This window comes from Collinsella sp. SGI.184, from assembly GCF_050313415.1.
Classification (GTDB): domain Bacteria; phylum Actinomycetota; class Coriobacteriia; order Coriobacteriales; family Coriobacteriaceae; genus Collinsella.
The window spans coordinates 24,851-47,793 of record NZ_JBNPLJ010000013.1; the positions used below are offsets into that span (position 1 = coordinate 24,851).

Sequence of the window (22,943 nt, forward strand, 5' to 3'; positions counted from 1 at the left end):
CGGGCCCCTGACTATAAGGCGCGATGCGTTAACAGCAGCGACTACTTACGATGCGCGCGGTAGAACTCGATGAGCGCCTGGGTCGAAGCGTCCTGCTCGGCCTTGGCGGCGTCGTCGTGGAAGGCCGGGGTAATCTGCTTGGCAAGCTGCTTGCCCAGCTCGACGCCCCACTGGTCGTAGGAATCGATGCCCCAGACCGTGCCCTCGACAAACGTGATGTGCTCGTACAGGGCGATGAGCTCGCCGAGTGCGAACGGGGTCAACGTATCGCCGAAGATCGAGGTCGTCGGACGGTTGCCCTCAAAGCAGCGGGCCGGGACGATCTGCTCGGGCGTGCCCTCGGCGCGCACCTCATCGGCCGTCTTACCAAAGGCGAGTGCCTTGGTCTGGGCCAGGAAGTTGCCCAGGAACAGCTCGTGAACATCCTGGCCGCTGTCGGTTGCGGGGTTGGCAGTGTTGGCGAAGGCGATGAAATCGGCCGGAACCACCACGGTGCCCTGGTGCAGCAGCTGGTAGAAGGCATGCTGACCGTTGGTGCCGGGCTCGCCCCAGAAGATCTCACCGGTGTCGGAGGTCACGGCGCTGCCGTCCCAGCGGACGTGCTTGCCGTTGGACTCCATGGTGAGCTGCTGCAGATAGGCCGGGAAGCGGTGCAGGTACTGGCAGTACGGCAGCACGGCGTGGCTCTTGGAACCGAAGAAGTTGACGTACCAGACGTTGAGCAGGCCCATCAGCGCGACGGCGTTGTTCTCGAGCGGGGTATTGCAGAAGTACTCGTCGATGGCGTGGAAACCCTCGAGGAACTGCTGGAAGCGCTCGGGACCGAGCACGACGATCAGCGACAGACCCACGGCGGAGTCGACGGAATAGCGGCCGCCGACCCAGTTCCAGAAACCAAAGGCGTTAGCGGGGTCGATGCCAAAGGCCTCGACCTTGTCGAGTGCGGTGGAAACGGCAACGAAGTGCTTGGCCACGGCCTCGGCGTTCTGCTCATCGGAGCCGTCGATGGCACCCTGAGCCTTGAGCTGCTCGAGCATCCAGGTCTTGACCTCGCGAGCGTTGGTGAGGGTCTCGAGCGTGGTGAAGGTCTTGGAGACGATAATCACGAGCGTGGTCTCGGGATCCAGGCCCTTGAGCTTCTCGGCTTGGTCGTTGGGGTCGATGTTGGAGATATAGCGGCAGTCGATACCGGCGTCGGCGTAGGGACGCAGGGCCTCGTAGGCCATGACCGGGCCCAGATCGGAGCCACCGATGCCGATGGACACCAGATGCTCGATCTTCTTGCCGGTAACGCCCTTCCACTCACCGGAGCGCACGCGCTCGGCAAAGGCGTACATGCGGTCGAGGACCTCGTGCACGTCGGCGACGACGTCCTGGCCGTCAACGATGAGCTGGCCCTTCTCGCTTGCCGGACGGCGCAGCGCGGTGTGCAGGACGGCACGGTCCTCGGTGGTGTTGATGTGCTCGCCGGAGAACATGGCGTCGCGGCGCTCCTCGAGCTTCACCTCGCGGGCAAGATCGCACAGCAGCTTGACGGTCTCATCGGTCACCAGGTTCTTGGACAGGTCGAAGTGCAGGTCACCGGCGTCAAAGCTCAGCTTGTTCACGCGCTCTGCATCGGCAGCGAACCAGGCCTTGAGGTCGATACCTTCGGCCTCGAGCTTCTCCTGATGAGCCTCGAGCGCCTTCCAAGCGGCGGTCGACGTAGCGTCGATAGGTGCGGCAACAGTTGCCATAAAGTCCTCCTCAACATACGGGCGCAAACCTCCATGCGCCCGGATAATCAGATGCCCCTATTCTAGCGCAGGTCAAGACCGTAATCAGCGAGCGTTGCCAATCCGCCCCCAAACGGCGACCGACCAAAAAGGGACAGGTTTATTTTGGCAGGTCAAACGCTTTACCTACCAAAAATAGCCCATCTCTTTATGGCAGACACTAGGCCGCGGCGCACACGCTGCCGAGCAGCTCGCGCAGAGGAGACCCAATGCCCTCAAGCAGTTCGGGAGCGATAATGGCAAAAACGGGAACCTCGCCGGCCCCCACGACGGCAGGCACTTTGCCCTCCGAGACAATACATCCATAAGGGACAAAACCGTCTTCGCCGGCATCGAGCGCCGCCATGCGACGCGCGAGTTCGCGCGCAAAGCCAGCAGTATCGGCATCGCCAATCGCCAGGACAAAGTCCACGCCTTCGTCGGTCGCCAGGGCCACAGCTTCGTCGATCAGCTCGTCTCCCCCGTCGCCCTCAACCGAGCCGCAACGAAAAAGCACGCGCTCGAGCAGAGCTCGGTCAAGCGAGCCGAGCGCCGCCGAGACAAGCTCATCGCGCGTATGTTTGTCGCCACCCAGCACCACCAGCGCCTTGGTGCCGCCGTAGTGAGCGACCAATCGTCCACACCAGCGAGCCACGTCTCCATCCGCAACAAGGCGCGTCGGCATACCAAACCCATAGTTGACCATTATCCCCACAACCCTTCCGTGCTTTATGGTGGTATCGATCGTTAGGCTCATGCTACGAAGCGAGGTTTTCCGGGCTGTTTCGCGCTCTTTAGCGCTGCGTTAAAACCCGATGCAACCGCCCGACCATACCTGCCAAAAAGGGACAGGTTTGTTTTGGTCGGTCAAGCGTTTTACCTACCAAAATAAACCTGTCCCTTTTTGGCAGGTTTTGACGATGTCCGGACGAGCGGGTATTATCGAACATGCATTCGATAAGAACATGTGTTTGATGGGAGGACGCGTGGGGGACGGGCGTCACACCTATATCTGCATCGACCTCAAGACGTTTTACGCCAGCGTCGAGTGCGTCGACCGCGGGCTCGATCCGCTCACCACCCACCTGGTCGTTGCCGACGAATCACGCGGGCGTACGACCATCTGCCTCGCCATTACCCAGGCCATGAAGGACCTCGGGATACACAACCGCTGCCGCCTGTTTGAGATTCCCGACGGCATCGACTACATCAAGGCCGTACCGCGCATGCAGCACTACATGGAGGTGTCGGCGCAGATCTACGGTATCTACCTGGAATACGTCAGTCCGCAAGACGTTCACGTCTACTCAATTGACGAGTGCTTTATCGACGTGACACCCTATCTAGAGCTCTACCATACCAATGCCAAAAGCTTTGCCTGCATGCTGCGCGATGAGGTCCTCGCGCGCACCGGCATCACGGCGACAGTCGGCATCGGCCCCAACCTATTCCAGGCCAAGGTGGCGCTCGACATTACCGCTAAGCACGTACCCAGCCGCATCGGTATACTCGACGACGAGACCTTTCGCAAGGAGATCTGGCCCCATCGCCCCATCACCGATATCTGGGGCATCGGCCCCGGCGTGGCAGCCCGCCTCGAAAAGTACGGGGTATACGATCTGATGGGCGTCGCCGCGCTCGACGAAAACCTGCTTTACGACGAACTCGGCGTCAATGCCGAGTATCTCATCGACCACGCCTTTGGGCGCGAGCCGACAACTATCGCCGATATTCAGGCCTATCGCCCGCAGGCAACTTCAACCACCACAGGACAAGTGCTCTCGAAGGGTTATGCCTACGAGCAGGCCTACACCATCTTGCGCGAGATGGTCGATGCCGCCGTACTGGACTTGGTCGATAAGCATGTAGTCTGCGACAGCATCTCGCTCTTTGTGGGCTACGCGAGCGAGCGCGCCGACATACGCCGCCTCGACGCCAGCGGCACAGCGCAATATGTAGACGGATGCGGGCATTTGCGTTCGAGCACGTCGAGCATCGAACCCGCCGCAACCGCCGGCCCCGAGCTCGCACCCCGTGCACCCAAGCCCGTCCAGCGCGATGACGAACGACGCCGTCTGGTGCGCGAAGCACAGGCAATCGACGGCATCTTTGTGGGAGAGCATGGCGGCAAACCGCGTGGCGGCTATGCCGCGCTCTTTGCGCACTCTAACGCTTCGCGCAAGCTGCCCGAGCGCACCAATTCGTTTAAGAAGATCATGGGCCATTTCGATGAGCTCTGGGCGCAGACCGTCGATCCCAAACGACCGGTCAAGCGCATCAATTTGGGCTTTGGCAACCTCATGCCCGAGGAATTTGCCACCATCGATCTGTTTAGCGATGTTAAGGCCGATGAACGCGAGCGTGACCTGGCCCGCGCCGTTCTGGCCGTGAAGGGCAAGTACGGCAAGAATGCCCTGGTCAAGGGATTAAGCTTTACCGCCGGCGCCACCGCACGCGAACGCAACGATCAGGTAGGAGGACACCGTGCCTAAGGCCCAACAACAGCCGATGCGGCCACCGACGCCTTTTGAACGCCTGGCGGACCCCGAGGGAAGACGTCGCTCCGCCGACCCCAGGCTCACCGCTAACGGTGCCGTTCGCGCCAACCGCGCCGCGCAGTTTATGCCCTTTGCCGCCCTCACGGGATACTATGAGCTCGTGCGCAAACAAGAGATCTCTGTTGAGCCCAAATGCGAACTCACGGAAGAAAAAGCCCTCGAACTTTCAAAAAAGCTCGAGGGCCTCAAACGCGGCGACTTGGTGCGCGTCACTTATTACGATACATACGGCTATCGTAGCCGCACCGGCATTCTCGACGAAGTGCTCCCCGCGTTCAAGCTGCTCAAACTCCGAGACATCGCCATCGGCTTCGACGATATCCAAGACATCGAGCTGCGCGGCCGAGCCTAGGCGCAAGCGCACGCCCGGCCCTACGGCTTTATGACGTAATAGCCCGCATCCCTCACGGCAGCCTCAAGCACCTCACGATCGATCGGGTTTTTAGAACGGATGCACGCCGTGTGGTCTGTATACGTCACCGTGGCCCAAATGCCATCGAGAGCGTTGAGGGCGTTCGTCACATTTTGCGCGCAACCGCCGCAGCTCATACCGCCAATAAGCAGCTCATCGCTATAGGGGTAGTGAGACACATCGGTGTCCGCGACCGCGACCCTCTTGATCTTCTTTCTGCCCGCCCCATCGCCGCAACAGCATGTGCCATGCGTCGATGCGACAATACGCCGGAATCCAAAAAATAAGCCGCCGGCTATGACGCCATCGCCTTCGGCTGCCCCGCCATGGGCTCCGAGGAGCTCGAGTACGATGAGTTTCAGCCGATGTGGGACGAAGTCAAGGAGACCCTCGGCGACAAGAAGGTCGTCCTCTTTGGCTCCTATTCTTGGGCCGAGGGCGAATGGATGGACAACTGGAAGGCGGACGCCGACGAGGCCGACGTCCACGTCGTCGATTCCGTCATCTGTTACGACGCCCCCGACGATGAGGCAGAGGCCGCCTGTCGCGCCCTTGGAGCCGAGCTCGCCTAACGGCGATAAGCTCCGCCCATACGCGGCTCTGCACCAAAACACATTCGCATCCCAACAAAAACGGGGCTGGATCCAAATCCAGCCCCGTTTTCTGCTATGTCAGCCACATAAAGCAGCTACGAGATATTGCCCAAAAACGCCTTGGTGCGCTCGCTCTTGGGATGGTCGAAGACCTCGCTCGGCGTGCCCTCCTCTACGATAACGCCGCCGTCCATAAAGACGACGCGGTCGGCGACGTCGCGGGCAAAGCCCATCTCGTGCGTCACCACGATCATCGTCATGCCGTCACGCGCAAGATCGCGCATGACGCCAAGGACGTCGCGGACGAGCTCGGGATCAAGCGCCGACGTAGCCTCGTCAAAGAGCATCACGTGCGGATTCATCGACAGGGCGCGGGCGATGGCCACGCGCTGCTGCTGGCCGCCCGAAAGCTGGCTCGGCATAAAATCGATGCGCTCGGCCAGACCGACCTTGGTCAGCTCCTCGACGGCAATCTTCTCGGCCTCTTCCTTGCTGCGCTTGAGCACCTTTTGTTGCGCAAGCATGACGTTCTTTTTGACCGACAGGTGCGGAAACAGATTGAACTGCTGAAACACCATGCCCAAGTGCGTACGCACCTTATTGAGGTCGACGCCCTTGGCGCACACATCCACGCCCTCAACGACAATCGAGCCGCTCGTGGGCTCCTCAAGACGGTTAATGCAGCGAAGCATCGTCGACTTGCCCGAGCCCGAGGGGCCCAGGACCACGACGACCTCACCCTTGTGCACATCCAGATCGATGTCGCGCAGGACCACGTTATCGCCAAAGGCCTTCTGGAGATTCTTGATGCTGACGACGACCTCGTTCGAGTTATTGGTTTCGCTCATAATAGAACCTCCTTACAGGCCTGCAATATGATCGGCGGGTGTCGCGACAACCTGTCCGGCGCTCTTGGTGGGACGCTTCTTTTTGGTTTCGGCCGTCCCCAGAAGCCTCGCCTCAAGACCGCTCACCAAGCGCGCAAGCGGCAGGGTAATGACCAGATAGAACAGGGCGGCAACCACATACGGCGTGATGGAGCCCGTCGTCGCCACGATGGTGCGGGCATTCATGACGATCTCGACCACGCCCACGGCGGCGAGCAGCGACGTATCCTTGTAAAGCAGGATAAACTCGCTGGTCAGCGTAGGCAGGACATTGCGGAACGTCTGCGGAATCATAACGTAGAGCAACGTCTGGAAGGCATTCATGCCCAGCGAGCGGGCAGCCTCGTTTTGGCCCTTGGGAATCGACTGAATACCGGCACGGAAGATCTCGCACAGGTACGCAGACGAGTTCATGGCCATGACGATAACGCCCAAGACGTAGTCGTCCACCTTGACGCCGGCAAGTGGCAGGCCAAAGAACGCGATATAGATCTGCAGGAACGCCGGCGTACCGCGGATGATATTCACGTAGATGCCGGCAAGACAGCGCAGGATGCGCGACTTGGAGATGCGCATGAGCGACAAGGCAAAGCCAAAGGGGATTGCCAGCGGAAACGCCACAAGCACGATCGAGAGCGACATAAGGAAGCCCTTAAATACGACCGGCAGGCTCTGGACCAAAATGACCGGGTTCAAGAACAGGCGCAGGAACATATTGGAATTCCAAGCCTCGACCCACGGCTGTTCCTTAAGATCGGCCTGGAAGTTATCGAAGGCCGTCACGCCCTTAATCTCGACGGAAGGAATCTTGGAAATCTTCTTGGTCGAACCGTCGGCGAGCGTATAGGTGCCGCTAAAGGCCTCGTCGCCGCCTTCGACGGGGAAGGTCACGCCGTACACCTCGACACGGAAAAAGCCGCCGGCAGGCGCCGTCTCGCCAAAGTCGATCTTGAGCGTCTGGCCATCAGCCGTGCACGTGGGCTTCATGGGTGTGCGATCCATGAGGTCCTCGCCCGAGAGCATCGTCAATCGCGTGTCATCGGTACCAAACGTCGTGCCGTCGACAAACGTCAGCGAAAGACCGCTCAGCTCCTCGTCGGCGTCGGCCTGAACTTCCCAGGTAATGCGTGTCTCGGTGCCGCCGACCACATCACTGCCCGAACCGGTGTTGGGTCGGGCGGTAATCTTTGCGGTCTCAAGCGCTTGGGCAGTCGAGGGCGCAGATGCCCCCACGCACACCAGCGCGAGCGCCACGGCCATGACACAGGCTAGCTTTTGGAGCAAGGCGGGTAGTGAAGAACGCTGCTCAGCGGCCCCTTTGTTCAGTCGAGACAAGGTGGCTCCTATCGTAGAAGTTGCCGGCAAAAAGAGACGGAAACACTCTCCGTCGAGAGAAGCGCAAAGGCCCTCTCCGCTAAACGGAAAGGGCCCACACGCAATCAAGTATCTGTTTACTTGATGTTGTACTTAGCCATGAGGGCGTCAACGGTGCCGTCGTCGGTCAGGTCCTTGATGGCCTGGTTGATGTCGTCCTTGAGCTTGGTGTTGCCCTGGTTGATGGCAATAGCGTACTCCTCGCCGGTGCTGATCTGTTTAACCGTGTGGCAGGTATTGAACTGCTCGGCGGTCAGCTGGCTGGCAACGGAGCGGTTGGTGACTACGGCATCGCCCTTGTCGGACTGCAGGGCGCTGAAGCACTCGGTAGCGTCCTTGTAGGGGACGATCTTGGCCTTGGGGAAGTTCTCCTGGGCAAAGGCCTCGGCGGTCGAGCCAGACTGGACGATGATGGTAGCGTCGGCGTTGTTGAGCTTCTCGCTGTAATTGTCGGCCGTGATGTCGGTGTTATCGACCTTGGTCACGATAGCCTGATCGTCCATGTAGTAGGAATCGGAGAAAGCGACTTCCTTCTCACGCTCGGGCGTGTCGGTGATAGCCGCAATGGAGACGTCATACTTGGTGCCCGAAGCGACGCCGGGGACGAGCGTGTCGAAGTCGTTGTTGACGTACTCGACATCCAGGCCCAGCTTGTCGCCGATAGCCTTGATGAGCTCAAGGTCAAAGCCCTGATAATCGCCGTTGTCATCCTTGTACTCAAACGGAGCGTACTCGGCAGAGGTGCCGACGGTCAGCGTACCGTCCTTGACGAGCGCGTACTCCTTGGAGCCGTCGACCTTCTCGACCTTAGCGTCGTCAGAGCTGCTGGAACCGGCATCAGAACCAGAGGTGGCGTTGGACGAGCCGCAGCCCGTCAATGCGAGGGCGAGCGCCATGGCGCCCGTGGCGGCAAATGCGCCAAGCTTCTTCAGCTTCATAATCAGTCTCCTTCCAATGGCCCCATGTAATTCAGGGGCCTGCAAAAACTGAGGGCTATTATGCACCCGCGTGAGAGAATCTGCAATTAGAAAACTGATTGAAACAAACCCATAACGTGAATGGAACACTCCACTTTATGACAGTCATTACTGCTGCAATGACCTTAATAGTTTAATTTCAGCCGCATAACCTGCAAGTTCGTTCGGCGTTTCCAAAATGAATGGCAGTGATCGCAGGCAGCTATTCGATACAATATTCTGCATAACCTGCATTCCACCGCCAAGTTCCTCGCTGCCGAGGTAACCCTTGCCGATGCACTCATGCCGGTCCTTATGGGCACCGCGGGGATTCTTGGAATCATTGATATGCACAGCGCGCAGGCGCTCGATACCCACCACACGATCGAACTCGTCGAGCACACCGTCAAGATCTTGGACGATATCATAGCCGGCGTCATTTACATGGCAGGTGTCCAGGCAAACGCCCAGCTTGGCCGACAGCTCGGGGCGCCTGTCAGCAACGCCCTCGATGATGATCGCCAGTTCCTCAAAGCTGCGGCCCACCTCGGTGCCCTTGCCAGCCATGGTCTCGAGCAGCACCGTCGTCTGCTGGCCCTCAAACATCACCTGGCACAGGGTGTCGACGATCATCTGAATGCCGGCGTCGGAGCCCTGTCCCACATGCGCACCGGGATGGAAATTGTAGTAGTTACCGGGCAGCGCTTCCAGACGCTGCAGGTCCTCTGCCATGGCCTCCAGGGCAAACTCGCGCGCCCGCTCTTTGGCCGAGCAGGGGTTATAGGTATACGGAGCATGGGCCACGAGGGGACCAAAATCGTTTTGTTCCATAAGCTCGCGCAGGGCCGCCACGTCATCAATGTCAAGGTCTTTCGCCTTGCCGCCGCGCGGGTTGCGCGTAAAGAATGCAAAGGTATTGGCGCCAATGGATAGCGCCGTCTCCCCCATCGCCCGATAGCCCTTCGTCGTGGATAGGTGACACCCAATCGTCAGCATCCCCAGCTCCCCCTCATCAGTTACGGTGAAATAGTTCCTGTTGATGCCTTATTCTGCCGCAAACAGGAACTATTCCACCGCAAGTTATAAAAGGGTCATGAGGAGCGCGTTTTGCCGAAGGCCTTAAGCACCGCCGTCACGGGTCCAGGCTGAAAACGGCGGCGTACGTCGTCGAGACGCTCGGGAATATCGATATGCTGCGGGCAGTGCCGCGCGCATTTGCCGCATTTGACGCAATTGCTCACCAACTTGGGCTCGCTTGTGCGCACCGCGCTCGCCGTAAAGTACTGCGATAGACCCGTAAACCAGCTGTGCGCATAGCTTGCGTTGTAGGCGGCAAAACACCCAGGAATATTGATGCCTTTAGGACACGGCATGCAATAGCCGCATCCCGTGCAGGGCACGCGATTCGATTTTTCAAACTCCGTCAGCACGTGCGCGATGGCATCGAGCTGAGTAGCTGTCATCGAATCCGGCAGGGCCCGATCGGCCAACGCCGCGTTCTCATCCACCTGCGCGGTATCGGTCATACCCGAAAGCAGCATCGTCACCTGAGGATGATTCCACACCCACGAAAGCCCCCAAGCGGCAGGGGTGCGCAAATGCGGGTCACAGGCGTCATCGAGCACAGCGCGGGCCCGCGGGGGCAGCTTGCCTGCTAGACGCCCGCCCAAAAGCGGCTCCATCACAAACACCGCGAGGCCTCGCTCGGCGGCGGCCATGAGCCCCGCCGTTCCCGCTTGGTAACGCTCGCCGGCATAGTTGTACTGTATCTGGCAAAAATCCCAGTCATATGCGTCAAGCATCGTCAGGAAATCCGCCGCGCTGCCGTGATACGAAAAACCAATCTGGCGAATGCGCCCCGCTGCCTTTTGACGCGCGATCCAGTCCTCGATGCCCAACGCCACCACACGTTCCCACTGGGCGGGCGAGGTGATGTTGTGTATAAGGTAGTAGTCGATATGGTCAGTCCGCAAACGGTGCAGTTGCTCGTCGAAGATGCGGTCGAAATCATCCGCGCACTTGCACGAAGCGTGCGGCAACTTCGTCGCCAGCAACACCCGGTCACGCAGCCCCAAGCGCTCAAGCGAGGCGCCCACGCACGCCTCGTTACCGGGATAGAGATACGCGGTATCCAGATAATTAATCCCCTGCTCCACCGCACGGGAAATGATAGTATCGGCTGTCTTCGCATCCGGACGTCCCGGCGCACCGGGAAATCTCATGCAGCCCAGACCCAGAGCGGATATTCGGTTACCACTTTTGGGGTCAACGCGGTATTGCACGGCCCCTCCCTTCGCCATCAGCGCCCCGGCAAGGCGAAACACAATGGTCACGCGGCCGAAACATCGTGGAATCGCAATCGAGAACGTATCGTAACCCAACAGAAATCGAGTCGTCATGGCAGCGCTTTAACATCAGCAAAAAGTCCGATGAAAGGAGGCGAGCGCGACCACACGCGAGGACGCCTACCCCTACCCCGGCGAGCAGTACATCCTTTCGGTCGACCGTTACCAGATCGAGGTCATGGACCATCTGGACGAGCTTCCTGCCACAGGCGCCGTCATCTTCTGCACCTTCCCCAAGGTGCGCGATGGCGTTGGATATCCCGCGCGCGTTTTTGCCATCTGCCCCGCGGCATAAGTTCCCATGCATTTGTTCTTCTAAATTCAGCCTCCGGTGTACGCCACATGCCCCAGCGGCATACAATCCATCAGGCGCCCCATATGCGGGCGCCTTTTATATGGGGAGATGATTCACATGCAGATCAACAAGGTCGCCTTTATCGGCAAGGGTGGCGTCGGCCTGCTCTACGGCAGCATGATTGCCAAGACCCTCGGCAACGATGCCGTCGAATACGTCATGGATGACGCGCGTTTCGAGCGCCACGTGGGCGATGCGCTCACCGTCAACGGAAAGCCCTGCACGCTCAAGTCCGTCCGCGCCAGCGAGGCAACGCCCGCCGATCTGGTCATTCTCACGGTCAAGACGACGGGGCTCAACCAAGCACTCAAGACTATGGAGCGCGTCGTGGGACCCAACACACTCATCGCCTCGCTGTGCAACGGCATTACGAGCGAGCAAAAAATAGCCGAGCGCTTTGGCTGGAAGCACACCGTCCTGGGCATCTGCCAGGGCATGGACGCCGTATTCCTTAACGGCGCGCTCACCTTTACCAATGCGGGCGAGATTCGCTTTGGCGCGGCAGCAGGCACCGAGCCCGCAACCGTCACCGCCATCGATGAGCTCTACACGCGCTGCGGCATCGCCCATACCGTCGAGAGCGACATTGCGCACCGCATGTGGGCCAAACTCATGCTCAACGATGGCATCAACCAGACCTGCATGGCCTACGGCGGCACGTACGGGAGCGCCACGGAACCGGGCTCCGAGCAGCGTCGCTGCTTTGTTTCCGCCATGCGCGAGACACTTGCGGTCGCCAACGCCGAGGGCGTTGAGCTTACCGAGGCAGACCTGACGCAGATGGTGCACCTCATCGAGGGAATCGACCCCGCCGGCATGCCCTCGATGGCGCAGGACCGCATCGCACAACGTAAAACCGAAGTCGAGGAGTTCGCGGGCACCATCTGCCGCCTGGCCGCCAAACACGATATCCAAGTGCCGCAAAACGATTGGCTCTACCAGAGGATTCGCGAAATAGAAAGCAGCTGGCAGCCTCGCCCGCACGGCGACGCGCGCAATGTAAGCAGACAGGCCTTCGCGAGGATCCCATCGCTCGCGAAGGCCTGTCGCATTTAGGCCGAGGCTAAAACTGAGGCTCGTTTTGCGACTCCGGGACCTCGTCCTCGTCATCGCGGCAAAGCACCACGCCGGCGCTTCCCAACAGCGCCGCTGCAATCAAGGCGCTCACAACCACAGGAGCAGCACCCGTAGTGGACTGCAAGCCGGCAACTAACGCCGCCGTCGGACCAAGACATCCGATCAAAAGGGCAACGACGGCAATAGCGACATCTCGAGCGTTCATGGGATCACTTCCTCCACGAGAAAGACCTTGTTTCTCATGACTTAGTGTGCCCCGCGCCCATATGCCCAACGTAGTGCCACGGTAAGGGCTCTGTTAACCCAAATGCATATAAAAACGGGCGACTTTACATTGGCCGAAAGCTCAGTAAAGACGCCCGTCCATCATGTGCAATCGATGCCGACAGATTACCAACCGGTGTAGTAATCGGTAGTTCCGGCTGCGCAACCCGAATCGTAGACCTTGCACTCGCCCTTAGAGCCCGTAAAGGTCGAGCCCTGGGACTTATCGCTCGCAGCCACCACGTAGTAGCCGTCGGAATCACGCCAAAAGCCCTCGGAATCCAGCGTCCACTCACCCGTGCGGTGGTGATACAACACGTTGCTGCTGTAATAGGTCTCGCGACGACCGTTGTAGTTATTGACGCCGCTCGAGCGCGTCAGGCCCGAGCCGTTCGCGTAATACGCAGCAGACGCGTAAGACGAGCCGGAGCCGGCGTTGTAATACGAAGCCTGAACGGCCTCGGCAGCTTCTGCCTCGACGGCCGCAGCCTCGAGCGCCTCGCGCTTAGCATCCTCGAGCGTGGAGCGAAGCTCGTCGAGCTCGGCCGACTTCGCGTCGACCTCCTCCATCGTCAAAAGACTGCCCGCACCGTCGATACAACCCTGCAGTACAGCGCGCTCGTCATCGGTGGCATAGTCACCGTACATGTTCATGATGATCTGCGCGCGGACCTCTAGGGAATCGCGCTTGGCCCCCATCGAGGCGTTCCACTCCTGCATGGAGCCAAAGCCGTCGCCACGATAGTCGACGGGCTGCATCAGGGTCGCCTCGGACGGCGTTGATCCGACCGCGTCGGACAGTGTTGCCGCGTGGGCATCGGTTACGCCGGCACCCACTAAAAGCGCCACGGCAAGCGTGGCAGAAAGGGCGGCGGCCTTCGGTTTTCGTGAATCGATCCTCATGTAGCTGGAAACCTCCGTAGTGAGTTTTTGCTGCGTTTAAGCTGCGTGTGATTCGATCGCGCTGCATAGTACCCCGAGTAAATCGCGACCTGCGGTTTTTCTCAAAAGGTGCACGTCATTTGCGTAAAACTCACATCCTCTCAACAGGAGTTTTCCACAACTCGCATGCATAAAGCATGCCAAAAACCCTGTAATAGCGCCCTTCCTATGCAAAAAAGGCGCCTGCGCAACCATTGTTCGCGCAGGCGCCTTGAGCAGGCATTTTATGCAGTTATACCTATCGAGTCGCAAGGGGCCCTTGCACAAGTCGCCCTACTCGTCCAGCGCGGCAAAGGCCTGCTTCAGATCCCAAATGATGTCCTCGGCGTTCTCGGTACCAATGGAAAGACGGATTGTAGAGGGCGTAATGTTCTGCTCGGCAAGCTCCTCGGAAGAGAGCTGGGAGTGCGTGGTGGTAGCCGGGTGCACGACGAGCGACTTGACGTCGGCCACGTTGGCGAGCAGCGAGAACACCTGCAGGTGGTCGATGAACTTCCAAGCAGCCTCCTGGCCGCCCTTGATCTCGAAGGTGAAGATCGAGGCGCCGCCACGGGGGAAATACTTCTGGTACAGCTCATGGTCGGGGTGCTCGGGCAGGCTCGGGTGGTTCACCTTGGCAACATGGCCGTCACCGATCAGGAACTCAACGACCTTCTTGGTGTTCTCGACATGGCGGTCAACGCGCAGCGACAGGGTCTCGGTGCCCTGGAGCAGGACCCAGGCGTTAAACGGGCTAATGCAGGCGCCCTCGTCACGCAGCAAGATAGCACGGACATAGGTCGCGAAGGCAGCGGGGCCGGCGGCCTCGGCAAACGAGACGCCATGGTAGGAGGGATTGGGCTCGGCGATCTGCGCATACTTGCCGCTCGCCTTCCAGTCAAAGTTGCCGCCATCGATAATCACGCCGCCCAACGAGGTGCCGTGGCCGCCAATAAACTTAGTTGCAGAGTGAACGACGATGTTGGCGCCGTGCTCCAGCGGACGGAACAGATACGGGGTGCCGAAGGTGTTATCGACAACAACCGGAAGACCATGCTTCTTAGCGACCTCGGAGATAGCGTCGATGTTGGGGATATCGGAGTTGGGGTTACCGAGCGTCTCGAGGTAAATGACCGTGGTGTTGTCCCTGATGGCGCCCTCGACCTCGTCCAGGTTGTGGGCATCGACGAAGGTGGTCTCGACACCAAACTGGGAGAGCGTGTGCTCCAGCAGGTTGTAGGAACCGCCGTAGATGGTCTTTTGGGCCACCACATGGTCGCCGGCCTGAGCGAGGGCCTGCAGGGTATAGGTGATGGCGGCGGCGCCAGAGGCGACGGCGAGGCCGGCAACGCCGCCCTCGAGCGCGGCAATGCGATCCTCAAAGACGCCCTGGGTGGAGTTGGTCAGACGACCGTAGATATTCCCGGCGTCGGCAAGGCCAAAGCGGTCAGCAGCGTGCTGGGAGTTGCGGAACACATAGCTCGTGGTCTGGTAGATAGGCACAGCGCGGGAATCGGATGCGGGGTCGGCGCTCTCCTGGCCAACGTGCAGCTGCAGGGTGTCGAAGCCAAAGGTGTGCTCGGGATTGTTGATAAACTGGCTCATGATGATCTCCTTGATCAAACAAAAGTAATAAGAGTAAGAGAAGTAAGCCCCTGTCTCCTGATCACGCCGACGGGCGCAAGCAGGAGCCCGGCATTCGTCTTAGTAAGCAGTTCATATGCGGCCCTCCTTTTGACATCCCGTTCTCGTGGTCTGATTAATTACCTACCTCCTTTGTGTGTTTTGAATAGTACGAGCATTGTTTCGCGCGGTCAATCACTTAAAAGCGCTAACCTGTTATCGGTTTTTTAGATAGCTATCGAAAGGACGGGTGCCGATGACCCTCCAGCAGCTTCGTTTTCTTATCGCCGTGGCAGAATCCGGCTCAATTAACGCCGCAGCTCAGCGCCTCTATACCGCGCAATCCAATATCTCCAACGCCGTCAAAAGCCTAGAGCAGGAGCTCCGTCTGGAAATCTTTACGCGCTCCAGCCGCGGCGTCACACTCACCAACGACGGCACCGAGCTTTTAGGCTATGCGCGCCAGGTCGTAGAGCAGGCCGATATGCTCGAGGCCCGCTACGAGGACGGCGGCACACCCCAGGCACGCCTTGCCGTCTCGGCCCAGCACTACGCTTTTTCGGTCGAGGCCTTTGTCAACGTCGTCGAGCGCTGCCGCGACAGTAAGTTCGAGTTCATCATGCGCGAGACCACCACGTCACAGATCATCGACGACGTCCGCGCATTTCGCAGCGATATCGGCATTCTGTATCTGGATGACTTTAACGCCCGCGTCCTGCAGAAGGCCTTCGCCGACGCCCGCGCAAGCTTCCATCCCCTCTTCGATGCAACGGTCCACGTCTTCGTTAGCGAGCGCCATCCGCTCGCACGCCGCCCCCAGCTATCGCTTGCCGACCTTACGCCCTATACGCGCTACAGCTTTGAGCAGGGGACCTCGAACTCCTTCTATTACGCCGAGGAGCCGTTTAGCTATATCCCCTGCGACCGCAACATCCGCGTTTCCGACCGTGGCACGCTCACCAATCTGCTCATCACGTCGAACGGTTACACTTTGTCGACCGGTGTCCTCTCCAATGAAATGCAATGGGGCATGGCATCGATCCCGTTGGCAGACGCTCCAACGATGCGCGTGGGCTACATCATGCACGATGAGCGCAAGCCCTCTCCCCTGCTGCGGCAATACCTCGACGAACTCGATCGCATCATCCACGAAAACCAACCATTTGGGGACGGGATAGAAATGGCAGATTTAAAAGCCCTCTAGCTCTTGACAATTCAGGTCGCCCATCTTTCTTGGCGACAACGTCTCCACCATCCTTGTGGAGCGGCACGCCTCGCATAAAACAGGATGGACCGGGCGCTACAATAGACAGCCGCAAGAGAGGAACTCGACGAAAGGAAGTCTGTGAAGGTCATCATCTATACCGACGGCTCGGCTCGATCCAATCCGGGACGCGGTGGCTACGGCGCCGTGCTCAAATACACCAACCCCGCCGGCAAGACCTTCACCTCCGAGCTTTCGCGTGGCTACGCCAAGACCACCAACAACCGCATGGAGCTCATGGCGGTCATCGTGGCGCTCGAGGCGCTCAACCGTCCCTGCGAGGTCGAGGTCCACTCCGACTCGCAGTACGTCGTCAACGCCTTTAACAGGCACTGGATCGACGGCTGGAAAAAGCGCGGGTGGAAAACTGCCAACAAGCAGCCCGTTAAGAACCGCGACCTGTGGGAGCGCCTGCTTGCCGCAAAGAGCAAGCATAAGGTGGAGTTCATCTGGGTTAAGGGGCATGCCGGCCACGAGCTCAACGAGCGCTGCGACGAGCTCGCCACCACCGCGGCCGATGGAGCCAACCTCGATATCGACACCGGCTTTAACGAGAGCGACCTGTAATAGCGTTTTCGCGCAGCTTTATATCCCCACGCGCTACACTCATCCTGTAGACCAAAACAACGCAAGGGGGACGTATGCTGCGCATCTCGACCATCGGCACATCCATGATCACCGACGACTTTATCCAGGTCGTCAATGCCAACGACCAGGCTGTATTCGTAGGCACGCTCTCGCGCAACGCCGAGCGCGGCGCCGCCTTTACTGCCGAGCACGGCGGCGAGCGAAACTTTACTTCACTTGATGAGCTTGCAGCAGCCGCCGACGTCGACGCCGTCTATATCGGCAGCCCAAACGCACTTCACTACGAGCAGGCCCTTGCCTGCATCGCCAGCGGCAAGCACGTCATCGTCGAGAAGCCCTTCTGCGCCACCGAGGCGCAGGCGCTGGAAGTCTTCCGCGCCGCCGAGGCGGTGGGCGTCGTAGCCCTCGAGGCCATGCGCCCGCTCCATGACCCCGCTTTCCACGCCATCGAGGACGCCCTGGGCGAGATTGCGCCCATTCGTCGCGCCTCACTGCGCTTTGGCAAGTATTCTTCACGCTACAACGAGGTTCTCGCGGGACGCGCCACCAACATCTTCGACTGCCACATGGCCTCGGGCTCCCTCATGGATATTGGCGTCTACACCGTCGAGCCCATGGTCGAGATCTTCGGCATGCCCTCCGGCCTTACGAGCATGGCTACTCTGCTCGACCCCACCACGCAAGAGCTCACCCATGGCCCCATCGATGGCTGCGGTTCCATCCTCGCCAGCTACGGCGGTGGCCGTATCTCCGTCGAGCTCGCGCACTCCAAAATTACGAATGACCTACTGCCCTCGCAGATCGAAGGCGAGCGTGGCACTATCCAGATTGACCATCTGTCCACGCCCCGCAACGTCCGCATCGACTATCGCGGCGATGTCGTACGCGGCTCGGCGACCGAGGCGCCGCGCGAACAGAGCGACAACGGCCGCGTGCTCGACCTGCCCAAATCGAGCAACACCATGGAATACGAACTCGCAGACTTTATCACCGCCATCGGCGGCATCGATAACGTCAAGGAAGAGATTTGGGAGACCCCGGCGGGACGTCACGAGCTTGGCCACTATCGCGATGTCACGCTTGTCTCGCTGCGCATCATGGATGCCGTGCGCCAACAGACCGGCATTACCTTCCCCGCCGATTCTGTCAAGCAGGCCTAGCGATGGGTATTTTCGACAAGCTTTTCTCGGGCGTCGCCGGCGGCAGCCGCGAGCCCCAAAAGCCCTCTGGCGTCGAGCTCGAGCTGCGCCGCAGGCTTACTGTGCTCGCAAGCGACGAGGCCACTCAAGACACTCCCCTGCGCTATTTCCTGCGCTGGGAGGGACAGGTCCAAGGCGTTGGTTTTCGCTTTACCAACACCAACCTCGCGCAGGCACGCGCACTCACCGGCTGGGTGCGTAACATGGAAGACGGCTCAGTCGAGATGGAGATACAGGGAGCTCCGGCAAACATCCTATCTCATCTCGAGGCGCTTCATGCCTCCTACGAGCGCATGGGAACGCGTTTTCGCCTCGTAGACGCCCAGGTCCGAGCCCCACTTGCCAATGAAGGCGGTTTCACTCCTCATTATTAGTATTGTGTGCTAAATACGGTATCATTTACCTACGACCGTTAATAGAAAAGAGGCGAGGCGCATGGCGGTGCAAAGAAGGAATACCAGGCAGCGAAAGCTAGTTCTTGATGCCGTGCGCCAAAGCTACAACCATCCCACCGCCGAAGAGATCTACAACGCTGTGCGCGCGCAGGATGACAAAATCAGCCGCGGTACGGTCTACCGCAACCTCAATCTCTTGGCCGATGCCGGGGAGATTCTCTCGATTAAAACGCCGGGCGGCAGCCGCTTCGATCGTGCCATCGAACCGCATGCGCATATCATCTGCACCTCGTGTGGCCGCGTCATCGATGTGCCGCTCCCCTTCAATACCCAGCTCGACGCCAGGGCATCCGAACAAATCGGATGGAGCGTCAGCTCGCACTACACCATCTTCGAGGGCCTCTGCCCCAACTGTAGGTAGATTTTGGGACATGCCTTAAAATCAACTTTTCACCGATTGCGGCAAAAGGAAGATTTCCAGGCATGTCCCAAATGTCTACTCAGCAAGTAGGCGACGCAGCTCTTCTTCGACCGTGCGCACGTAACGGACGCGGTCGTTGATACCGCGCATGCTGGGATTGCAGCTCTCCATCAGATAGGGATGGCCCACCACGTTGAGCATGTCGCGGTCGTTTTCATTATCGCCAAACGCCATCATTTCGTTAGGTGAGATCCCCAGCGCACGACCATAATCGGCAAGTGCGGACCCCTTGCCCGAATCAAAGCCGATAAAGTCGGTCCATTCGGTTCCCGACGTCATCACATCGACCCGGTCGCCAAAGCGACGGACGAAATACTCCAGCGCCGCCGGCTGCTCTGTCTCGGGCGTTTGAAACGCGATCTTAATGACGTCCTCGTCGATGTCCTCGGGACGGTCGACCACCGCCACATCGCAATGGACCTCGTAGCGCAAATGGTCGACGAATGCATCGTTGCCGCTCATGGTGTAGAGGTGCCCCTCGCAGGAAAGGGTCACGTCGGCATGGGGATACGCAACCACGGCATTCGCAATATCCATAGCAAGGTTACGCTCCATGGAACGCTTGACAACGGCACGCCCCTCGCTCATCACGAGGGCTCCGTTTTCGCATACATAGGCGAGCTCATCGGCCACCGGGGCAAACAGATAGCGCAAGCTCGCATATTGACGGCCGCTCGCCGGCATAAACACGATGCCACGACGATGCAGCTCATCGATGAGCTCAAAGGCCTCGGAACGCGGCTCGCACTCCCCCGGATGCAGCAACGTGCCGTCCAAATCGCATGCAATCAGCTTGATTCCCTCAAGACCCATATGCTTTCCCCCACAGCACCTCATCAACAGCAAGACGGACTTTGAATAGCTGCCTCTCAAAGTCCGTCTTGCTCATACGCACGTTAACCGCGCGCCTTTTTTACGATCGTAAAGTCGGGAGCCATACTCACGACGACCTCCGCCGCACTCGACGCAAAGCGCCGGTCCGTATCGAGTTCACGGGTAACCACCGAGAGCCGAACACCCTCGACGCCCCGGAGCATGCGGCCCAAAACAGGCTGCACCGGTGTATACATGCGCACGGTATGCTCGTCCGAATCGCCTCGGAAAAGCGGCGCATGCATGTTGCCGATCTCCCAGCACGCATGCGCGAGCGCAATCGGATCCATGCGGTCGACTTCGACCAAATAAACCTCGGCGCTGCGCAGGCGCACAACAACCGCCACGGGCACCATGCCCGAACGGTCGATGGCGAGCACGTCGCCGTCGGCAAGACGACTGCCGTCGGCAGTATCCAGCCGAACATCGACCGTGCGCCCCAGCTCCGTCACGCCCGCAAACGCGCATACATCAGCCTGGTCCCAATCGAGCAGCAGCTCGTCAACTTCAAAGATGCCACCCAGCTCCCGACGAAGCAGGAGTTCATAGGACGGATCGTTGAGATTTCCCAAGCATGTCGTCGAAACCAAGCGTTCAGGCATACTCTAACCCTCGACCTCGACGAGCTCGATATCAAAGTTGAGATCCTTGCCGGCCAGCTCGTGGTTAGCATCGAGCGTCACGGCCTCGGGCGTCACATCGATGACAACGGCAGGGACAGGCATGCCGCTCGGCGTGGACAGGAAGAGTTTCATGCCCTTCTCGATCTGCTCGATGTTGGGAACCTGCTCGGCCGGGAAGGTGATAACCATCTCGGGATTGTGCTCGCCGTAGGCATCGGCAGCAGGAATGTGCACGGTCTTCTTCTCGCCCACCTGCATGTCGACAACGGCGGCATCGAAGCCCTTGATCATCTGACCGGCACCGCAGGTGAACTCCAGCGGCTCGCCGCGATCGTAGGAGCTATCGAACTGCGTGCCGTCGTCGAGCGTGCCGCGATAATGAGTCTTGACCTTCTTGCCCTGGTTGGACATGGAAACCTCCGTGATAAGGGCGGCACACAACGCGGGCCGCCATGAACGTATGGCGCTAACTATACCCTAGTCATACAATTCGAAGACAGTTTGCAAAGAAACGCTGCAACCGGAGGAACCATGGCATATCCCGTATTTGACCTACACTGCGACACCGCCGACCGTATCGGCTGGGCCACGCTCGATCTCGACCTGCGCTTTACCGCCGGAACCGACGGTTATTTCCCCGGCGACGAGACGCATCCGCAAGATTTCGACCTCATCGAGGGCAATGCCTGCGCCATCTCGCTCGCAAAGATCGGCAACACGCCGTGGGCACAGTGCTTCGCCACGTTTATCCCCGACGAGATTCCCACCGCCCACGCCGCGCGCTTCCAGGCGCAGATCATGGCGCATATGAGCGGCCAGGCCATGCTCAACCACGATCGCATGGTCAACGTGCGCAGCGCCGCTGACATTCGCCCTGCGCTCAAGGACGGCAAGGTCGCCTGCATCCACACCATCGAAAACGCCACGTTCTTTGCCGAGGACCCCGCGCTGATCGAGGTGCTCAAGAGCTTGGGCGTACTCATGTCGTCACTCAGCTGGAATGCGCAGGGGCCGCTCGCGAGCGGACACGATACCCACGCCGGCCTCACCGCCGCCGGCATCGAGGCACTTACGCAGATGGAGCACGCCGGCATGGTGCTTGACGTCTCCCATCTCAACGATGAGTGCTTTGACGAGGTCGCCGCCCGCGCCACGCGTCCCTTCGTCGCCAGCCACTCCAACTCCCGTGCGGTTTGCGGCGCCAAACGCAATCTTACCGACGACCAGTTCCGCACCATTCGCGACATGGGTGGCATCGTCGGCCTCAACTACTGCAGCGAGTTCCTTTCCAACGACGCAACCGACAAGACCGCCGCAGACGTCACCTTCGATCAGCTGGCGGCACATATCGAGCACTGGCTCGACCTGGGCGGCGAGGACGTCATCGCGCTCGGCGGCGACTGGGACGGCGCCACGGTGCCCGCTTTCCTCTCCGATGCCAGCAAGATGCCCGAGTTCCAGAACATGCTCTCCAAGCATTTTGGCAAGACCGTGATGCAAAAGCTCTGCAGCGACAACGCGCTTGCCTTCTTTGAGCGTTATTAATTTCACATCCCTTGAGCGGGCCGGCATGCCGAACGGTCGACATGCCGGCCCGTCCCCAATCTGAAGGACCGCTTTTGACGCAGCAGTTTACGATTTCCGTATCCCGACCGGATGGGATGCCCATCCCCGTCGTCGTTACCAAAAAGCGTGTCAAGAACTTCAACCTACGCGTCACATCGAGCGGTGAGGTCCACGCCAGTGCGCCGCTCGGTGCCACCCGCGAGCGTATCGAAGCATTTGTGAAGCGCAACAGCACCTGGATTATCAGCCGACTTGCCCAGCGCGAGCAACGTCAGGCGACGGAGCGAGAGCCGCTCAGCCCCTCGTCCATCATTGCGCTTTGGGGCAAGCCCATCACGGTACAAGATGCGCTCGATCACAACTTTGCATCACCCGCACCGCGACCCAAACAGGCCACCTTCGCAAGTTTTATGGGTACCGACGAGCCAAGTGGGCGCGCGCAGGCAAAGCAGCGCACGGCCCTCGACGGCCTAACGCCCGATGAGCTCCAAGCCTGCATCGACCAGCTCTATACATCCGAGGTCACCACGGCGCTGCGCGATATGGTGCGCACATACGAAATCGCAATGGGTGTCGTCGCTTCCCGCGCTTCCGTGCGCAGCATGAAAACGCGCTGGGGCTCGTGTACGCCCAAAACCGGTGCCATTCGCATCGCACGCGAGCTTGCCGCCTACCCCGTCGAGTGCCTTGACATGGTTGTCGCCCACGAGCTCGTCCACTTGCTCGAGCCAAGCCACAATCAGCGGTTTCACGCCCTGCTCGACACGTACTGCCCCAACAATAGAGCTCTGTCGCAGCGGCTCAAGCAGCCACCCATAGAGACGTATTAGAACCG

Annotated in this window: 25 protein-coding genes; 11 read left to right on the forward strand and 14 right to left on the reverse strand. The window is 59.7% G+C overall.

The window, feature by feature from the left end; translation table 11 throughout:
• Window positions 1-41 precede the first annotated feature (41 nt).
• Entirely contained in the window at window positions 42-1,736 is a 1,695-nt protein-coding gene (gene pgi / locus ACQRAJ_RS05665) for a glucose-6-phosphate isomerase (protein WP_117817172.1), read from the reverse strand.
• 199 nt (window positions 1,737-1,935) lie between these two features.
• A complete protein-coding gene (locus tag ACQRAJ_RS05670; protein WP_427718555.1) occupies window positions 1,936-2,439 on the reverse strand; it encodes an iron-containing alcohol dehydrogenase in 504 nt (167 codons plus the stop codon).
• Window positions 2,440-2,719: 280 nt separating this feature from the next.
• Here ACQRAJ_RS05670 and ACQRAJ_RS05675 point away from each other — a divergent pair, with 280 nt between their 5' ends.
• Both ACQRAJ_RS05675 and ACQRAJ_RS05680 read left to right on the forward strand, forming a co-directional pair.
• Window positions 2,720-4,246, forward strand: a complete 1,527-nt coding sequence (locus ACQRAJ_RS05675; RefSeq protein ID WP_427747982.1) for a DNA repair protein — start codon at window positions 2,720-2,722, stop codon at window positions 4,244-4,246.
• Window positions 4,239-4,664, forward strand: coding sequence for a hypothetical protein (locus ACQRAJ_RS05680; RefSeq protein ID WP_427747960.1), 426 nt, complete (start codon window positions 4,239-4,241; stop codon window positions 4,662-4,664). Before ACQRAJ_RS05675 ends, ACQRAJ_RS05680 begins: the two co-directional genes overlap by 8 nt.
• A gap of 20 nt (window positions 4,665-4,684) precedes the next feature.
• Here ACQRAJ_RS05680 and ACQRAJ_RS05685 read toward each other — a convergent pair whose 3' ends face one another.
• A complete protein-coding gene (locus ACQRAJ_RS05685) occupies window positions 4,685-4,903 on the reverse strand; it encodes a heavy-metal-associated domain-containing protein (RefSeq protein WP_427747961.1) in 219 nt (72 codons plus the stop codon).
• Between the two features lie 147 nt (window positions 4,904-5,050).
• Here ACQRAJ_RS05685 and ACQRAJ_RS05690 point away from each other — a divergent pair, with 147 nt between their 5' ends.
• On the forward strand, window positions 5,051-5,296 hold the full coding sequence (locus tag ACQRAJ_RS05690; RefSeq protein ID WP_427747962.1) for a hypothetical protein: 246 nt from the start codon (window positions 5,051-5,053) through the stop codon (window positions 5,294-5,296).
• A 116-nt stretch (window positions 5,297-5,412) separates the two neighbouring features.
• On the opposite strand, the gene ACQRAJ_RS05695 is transcribed toward ACQRAJ_RS05690, so the two are convergent.
• The 5 genes from ACQRAJ_RS05695 to ACQRAJ_RS05715 all read right to left on the reverse strand — a co-directional run bounded on the left by ACQRAJ_RS05695 (window position 5,413) and on the right by ACQRAJ_RS05715 (window position 10,933).
• On the reverse strand, window positions 5,413-6,165 hold the full coding sequence (locus ACQRAJ_RS05695) for an amino acid ABC transporter ATP-binding protein (RefSeq protein WP_022094423.1): 753 nt from the start codon (window positions 6,163-6,165) through the stop codon (window positions 5,413-5,415).
• Between the two features lie 12 nt (window positions 6,166-6,177).
• Entirely contained in the window at window positions 6,178-7,539 is a 1,362-nt protein-coding gene (locus ACQRAJ_RS05700) for an ABC transporter permease subunit (protein ID WP_233540353.1), read from the reverse strand.
• Between the two features lie 116 nt (window positions 7,540-7,655).
• Window positions 7,656-8,516, reverse strand: a complete 861-nt coding sequence (locus ACQRAJ_RS05705) for an ABC transporter substrate-binding protein (RefSeq protein WP_118345556.1) — start codon at window positions 8,514-8,516, stop codon at window positions 7,656-7,658.
• A gap of 147 nt (window positions 8,517-8,663) precedes the next feature.
• Complete coding sequence (locus tag ACQRAJ_RS05710) at window positions 8,664-9,530, reverse strand: deoxyribonuclease IV (protein ID WP_427747963.1); 867 nt, start codon at window positions 9,528-9,530, stop codon at window positions 8,664-8,666.
• A gap of 95 nt (window positions 9,531-9,625) precedes the next feature.
• Window positions 9,626-10,933 carry an aldo/keto reductase gene (locus ACQRAJ_RS05715; RefSeq protein ID WP_427747964.1) on the reverse strand — a complete coding sequence of 436 codons (1,308 nt, stop codon included), beginning with the start codon at window positions 10,931-10,933 and terminating at the stop codon, window positions 9,626-9,628.
• A gap of 358 nt (window positions 10,934-11,291) precedes the next feature.
• Here ACQRAJ_RS05715 and ACQRAJ_RS05720 point away from each other — a divergent pair, with 358 nt between their 5' ends.
• A complete protein-coding gene (locus ACQRAJ_RS05720; RefSeq protein WP_427747965.1) occupies window positions 11,292-12,290 on the forward strand; it encodes a ketopantoate reductase family protein in 999 nt (332 codons plus the stop codon).
• A 7-nt stretch (window positions 12,291-12,297) separates the two neighbouring features.
• Here the strand turns inward: ACQRAJ_RS05720 and ACQRAJ_RS05725 are convergent, their stop codons facing one another.
• The 3 genes from ACQRAJ_RS05725 to ACQRAJ_RS05735 form a co-directional block, all read right to left on the reverse strand.
• The gene (locus ACQRAJ_RS05725; protein WP_154517389.1) at window positions 12,298-12,516 is read right to left on the reverse strand and encodes a hypothetical protein; all 219 of its coding nucleotides are present in this window, start codon (window positions 12,514-12,516) and stop codon (window positions 12,298-12,300) included.
• Between the two features lie 185 nt (window positions 12,517-12,701).
• Complete coding sequence (locus ACQRAJ_RS05730) at window positions 12,702-13,478, reverse strand: hypothetical protein (RefSeq protein WP_427747967.1); 777 nt, start codon at window positions 13,476-13,478, stop codon at window positions 12,702-12,704.
• A gap of 312 nt (window positions 13,479-13,790) precedes the next feature.
• Complete coding sequence (locus ACQRAJ_RS05735) at window positions 13,791-15,101, reverse strand: O-acetylhomoserine aminocarboxypropyltransferase/cysteine synthase family protein (RefSeq protein WP_427747968.1); 1,311 nt, start codon at window positions 15,099-15,101, stop codon at window positions 13,791-13,793.
• 274 nt (window positions 15,102-15,375) lie between these two features.
• Between ACQRAJ_RS05735 and ACQRAJ_RS05740 the strand changes: the two genes are divergently transcribed.
• From ACQRAJ_RS05740 to ACQRAJ_RS05760, 5 genes are all read left to right on the forward strand, one after another.
• On the forward strand, window positions 15,376-16,323 hold the full coding sequence (locus ACQRAJ_RS05740) for a LysR family transcriptional regulator (protein ID WP_427747969.1): 948 nt from the start codon (window positions 15,376-15,378) through the stop codon (window positions 16,321-16,323).
• Window positions 16,324-16,464: 141 nt separating this feature from the next.
• Window positions 16,465-16,950, forward strand: coding sequence for a ribonuclease HI (rnhA, locus tag ACQRAJ_RS05745; protein WP_427747971.1), 486 nt, complete (start codon window positions 16,465-16,467; stop codon window positions 16,948-16,950).
• A gap of 74 nt (window positions 16,951-17,024) precedes the next feature.
• On the forward strand, window positions 17,025-18,131 hold the full coding sequence (locus ACQRAJ_RS05750) for a Gfo/Idh/MocA family protein (RefSeq protein WP_427747973.1): 1,107 nt from the start codon (window positions 17,025-17,027) through the stop codon (window positions 18,129-18,131).
• Window positions 18,132-18,133: 2 nt separating this feature from the next.
• Window positions 18,134-18,544, forward strand: a complete 411-nt coding sequence (locus tag ACQRAJ_RS05755; protein ID WP_154517403.1) for an acylphosphatase — start codon at window positions 18,134-18,136, stop codon at window positions 18,542-18,544.
• A gap of 61 nt (window positions 18,545-18,605) precedes the next feature.
• The gene (locus tag ACQRAJ_RS05760) at window positions 18,606-18,986 is read left to right on the forward strand and encodes a Fur family transcriptional regulator (RefSeq protein ID WP_154517406.1); all 381 of its coding nucleotides are present in this window, start codon (window positions 18,606-18,608) and stop codon (window positions 18,984-18,986) included.
• A gap of 75 nt (window positions 18,987-19,061) precedes the next feature.
• On the opposite strand, the gene ACQRAJ_RS05765 is transcribed toward ACQRAJ_RS05760, so the two are convergent.
• The 3 genes from ACQRAJ_RS05765 to ACQRAJ_RS05775 all read right to left on the reverse strand — a co-directional run bounded on the left by ACQRAJ_RS05765 (window position 19,062) and on the right by ACQRAJ_RS05775 (window position 20,953).
• Window positions 19,062-19,859 (reverse strand): HAD-IIB family hydrolase, encoded by a 798-nt coding sequence (locus ACQRAJ_RS05765; RefSeq protein WP_427747975.1) that lies wholly within the window; start codon window positions 19,857-19,859, stop codon window positions 19,062-19,064.
• Between the two features lie 83 nt (window positions 19,860-19,942).
• Entirely contained in the window at window positions 19,943-20,521 is a 579-nt protein-coding gene (locus tag ACQRAJ_RS05770; RefSeq protein ID WP_427747976.1) for an urease accessory protein UreE, read from the reverse strand.
• A gap of 3 nt (window positions 20,522-20,524) precedes the next feature.
• On the reverse strand, window positions 20,525-20,953 hold the full coding sequence (locus ACQRAJ_RS05775; protein WP_055286916.1) for an FKBP-type peptidyl-prolyl cis-trans isomerase: 429 nt from the start codon (window positions 20,951-20,953) through the stop codon (window positions 20,525-20,527).
• A 120-nt stretch (window positions 20,954-21,073) separates the two neighbouring features.
• On the opposite strand from ACQRAJ_RS05775, the gene ACQRAJ_RS05780 reads away from it, so the two are divergent.
• Together ACQRAJ_RS05780 and ACQRAJ_RS05785 are read left to right on the forward strand one after the other, a co-directional pair.
• Window positions 21,074-22,087 carry a dipeptidase gene (locus ACQRAJ_RS05780; RefSeq protein ID WP_427747977.1) on the forward strand — a complete coding sequence of 338 codons (1,014 nt, stop codon included), beginning with the start codon at window positions 21,074-21,076 and terminating at the stop codon, window positions 22,085-22,087.
• A gap of 74 nt (window positions 22,088-22,161) precedes the next feature.
• Window positions 22,162-22,938 (forward strand): M48 family metallopeptidase, encoded by a 777-nt coding sequence (locus ACQRAJ_RS05785; RefSeq protein ID WP_427747978.1) that lies wholly within the window; start codon window positions 22,162-22,164, stop codon window positions 22,936-22,938.
• The last annotated feature ends 5 nt before the right edge of the window (window positions 22,939-22,943 follow it).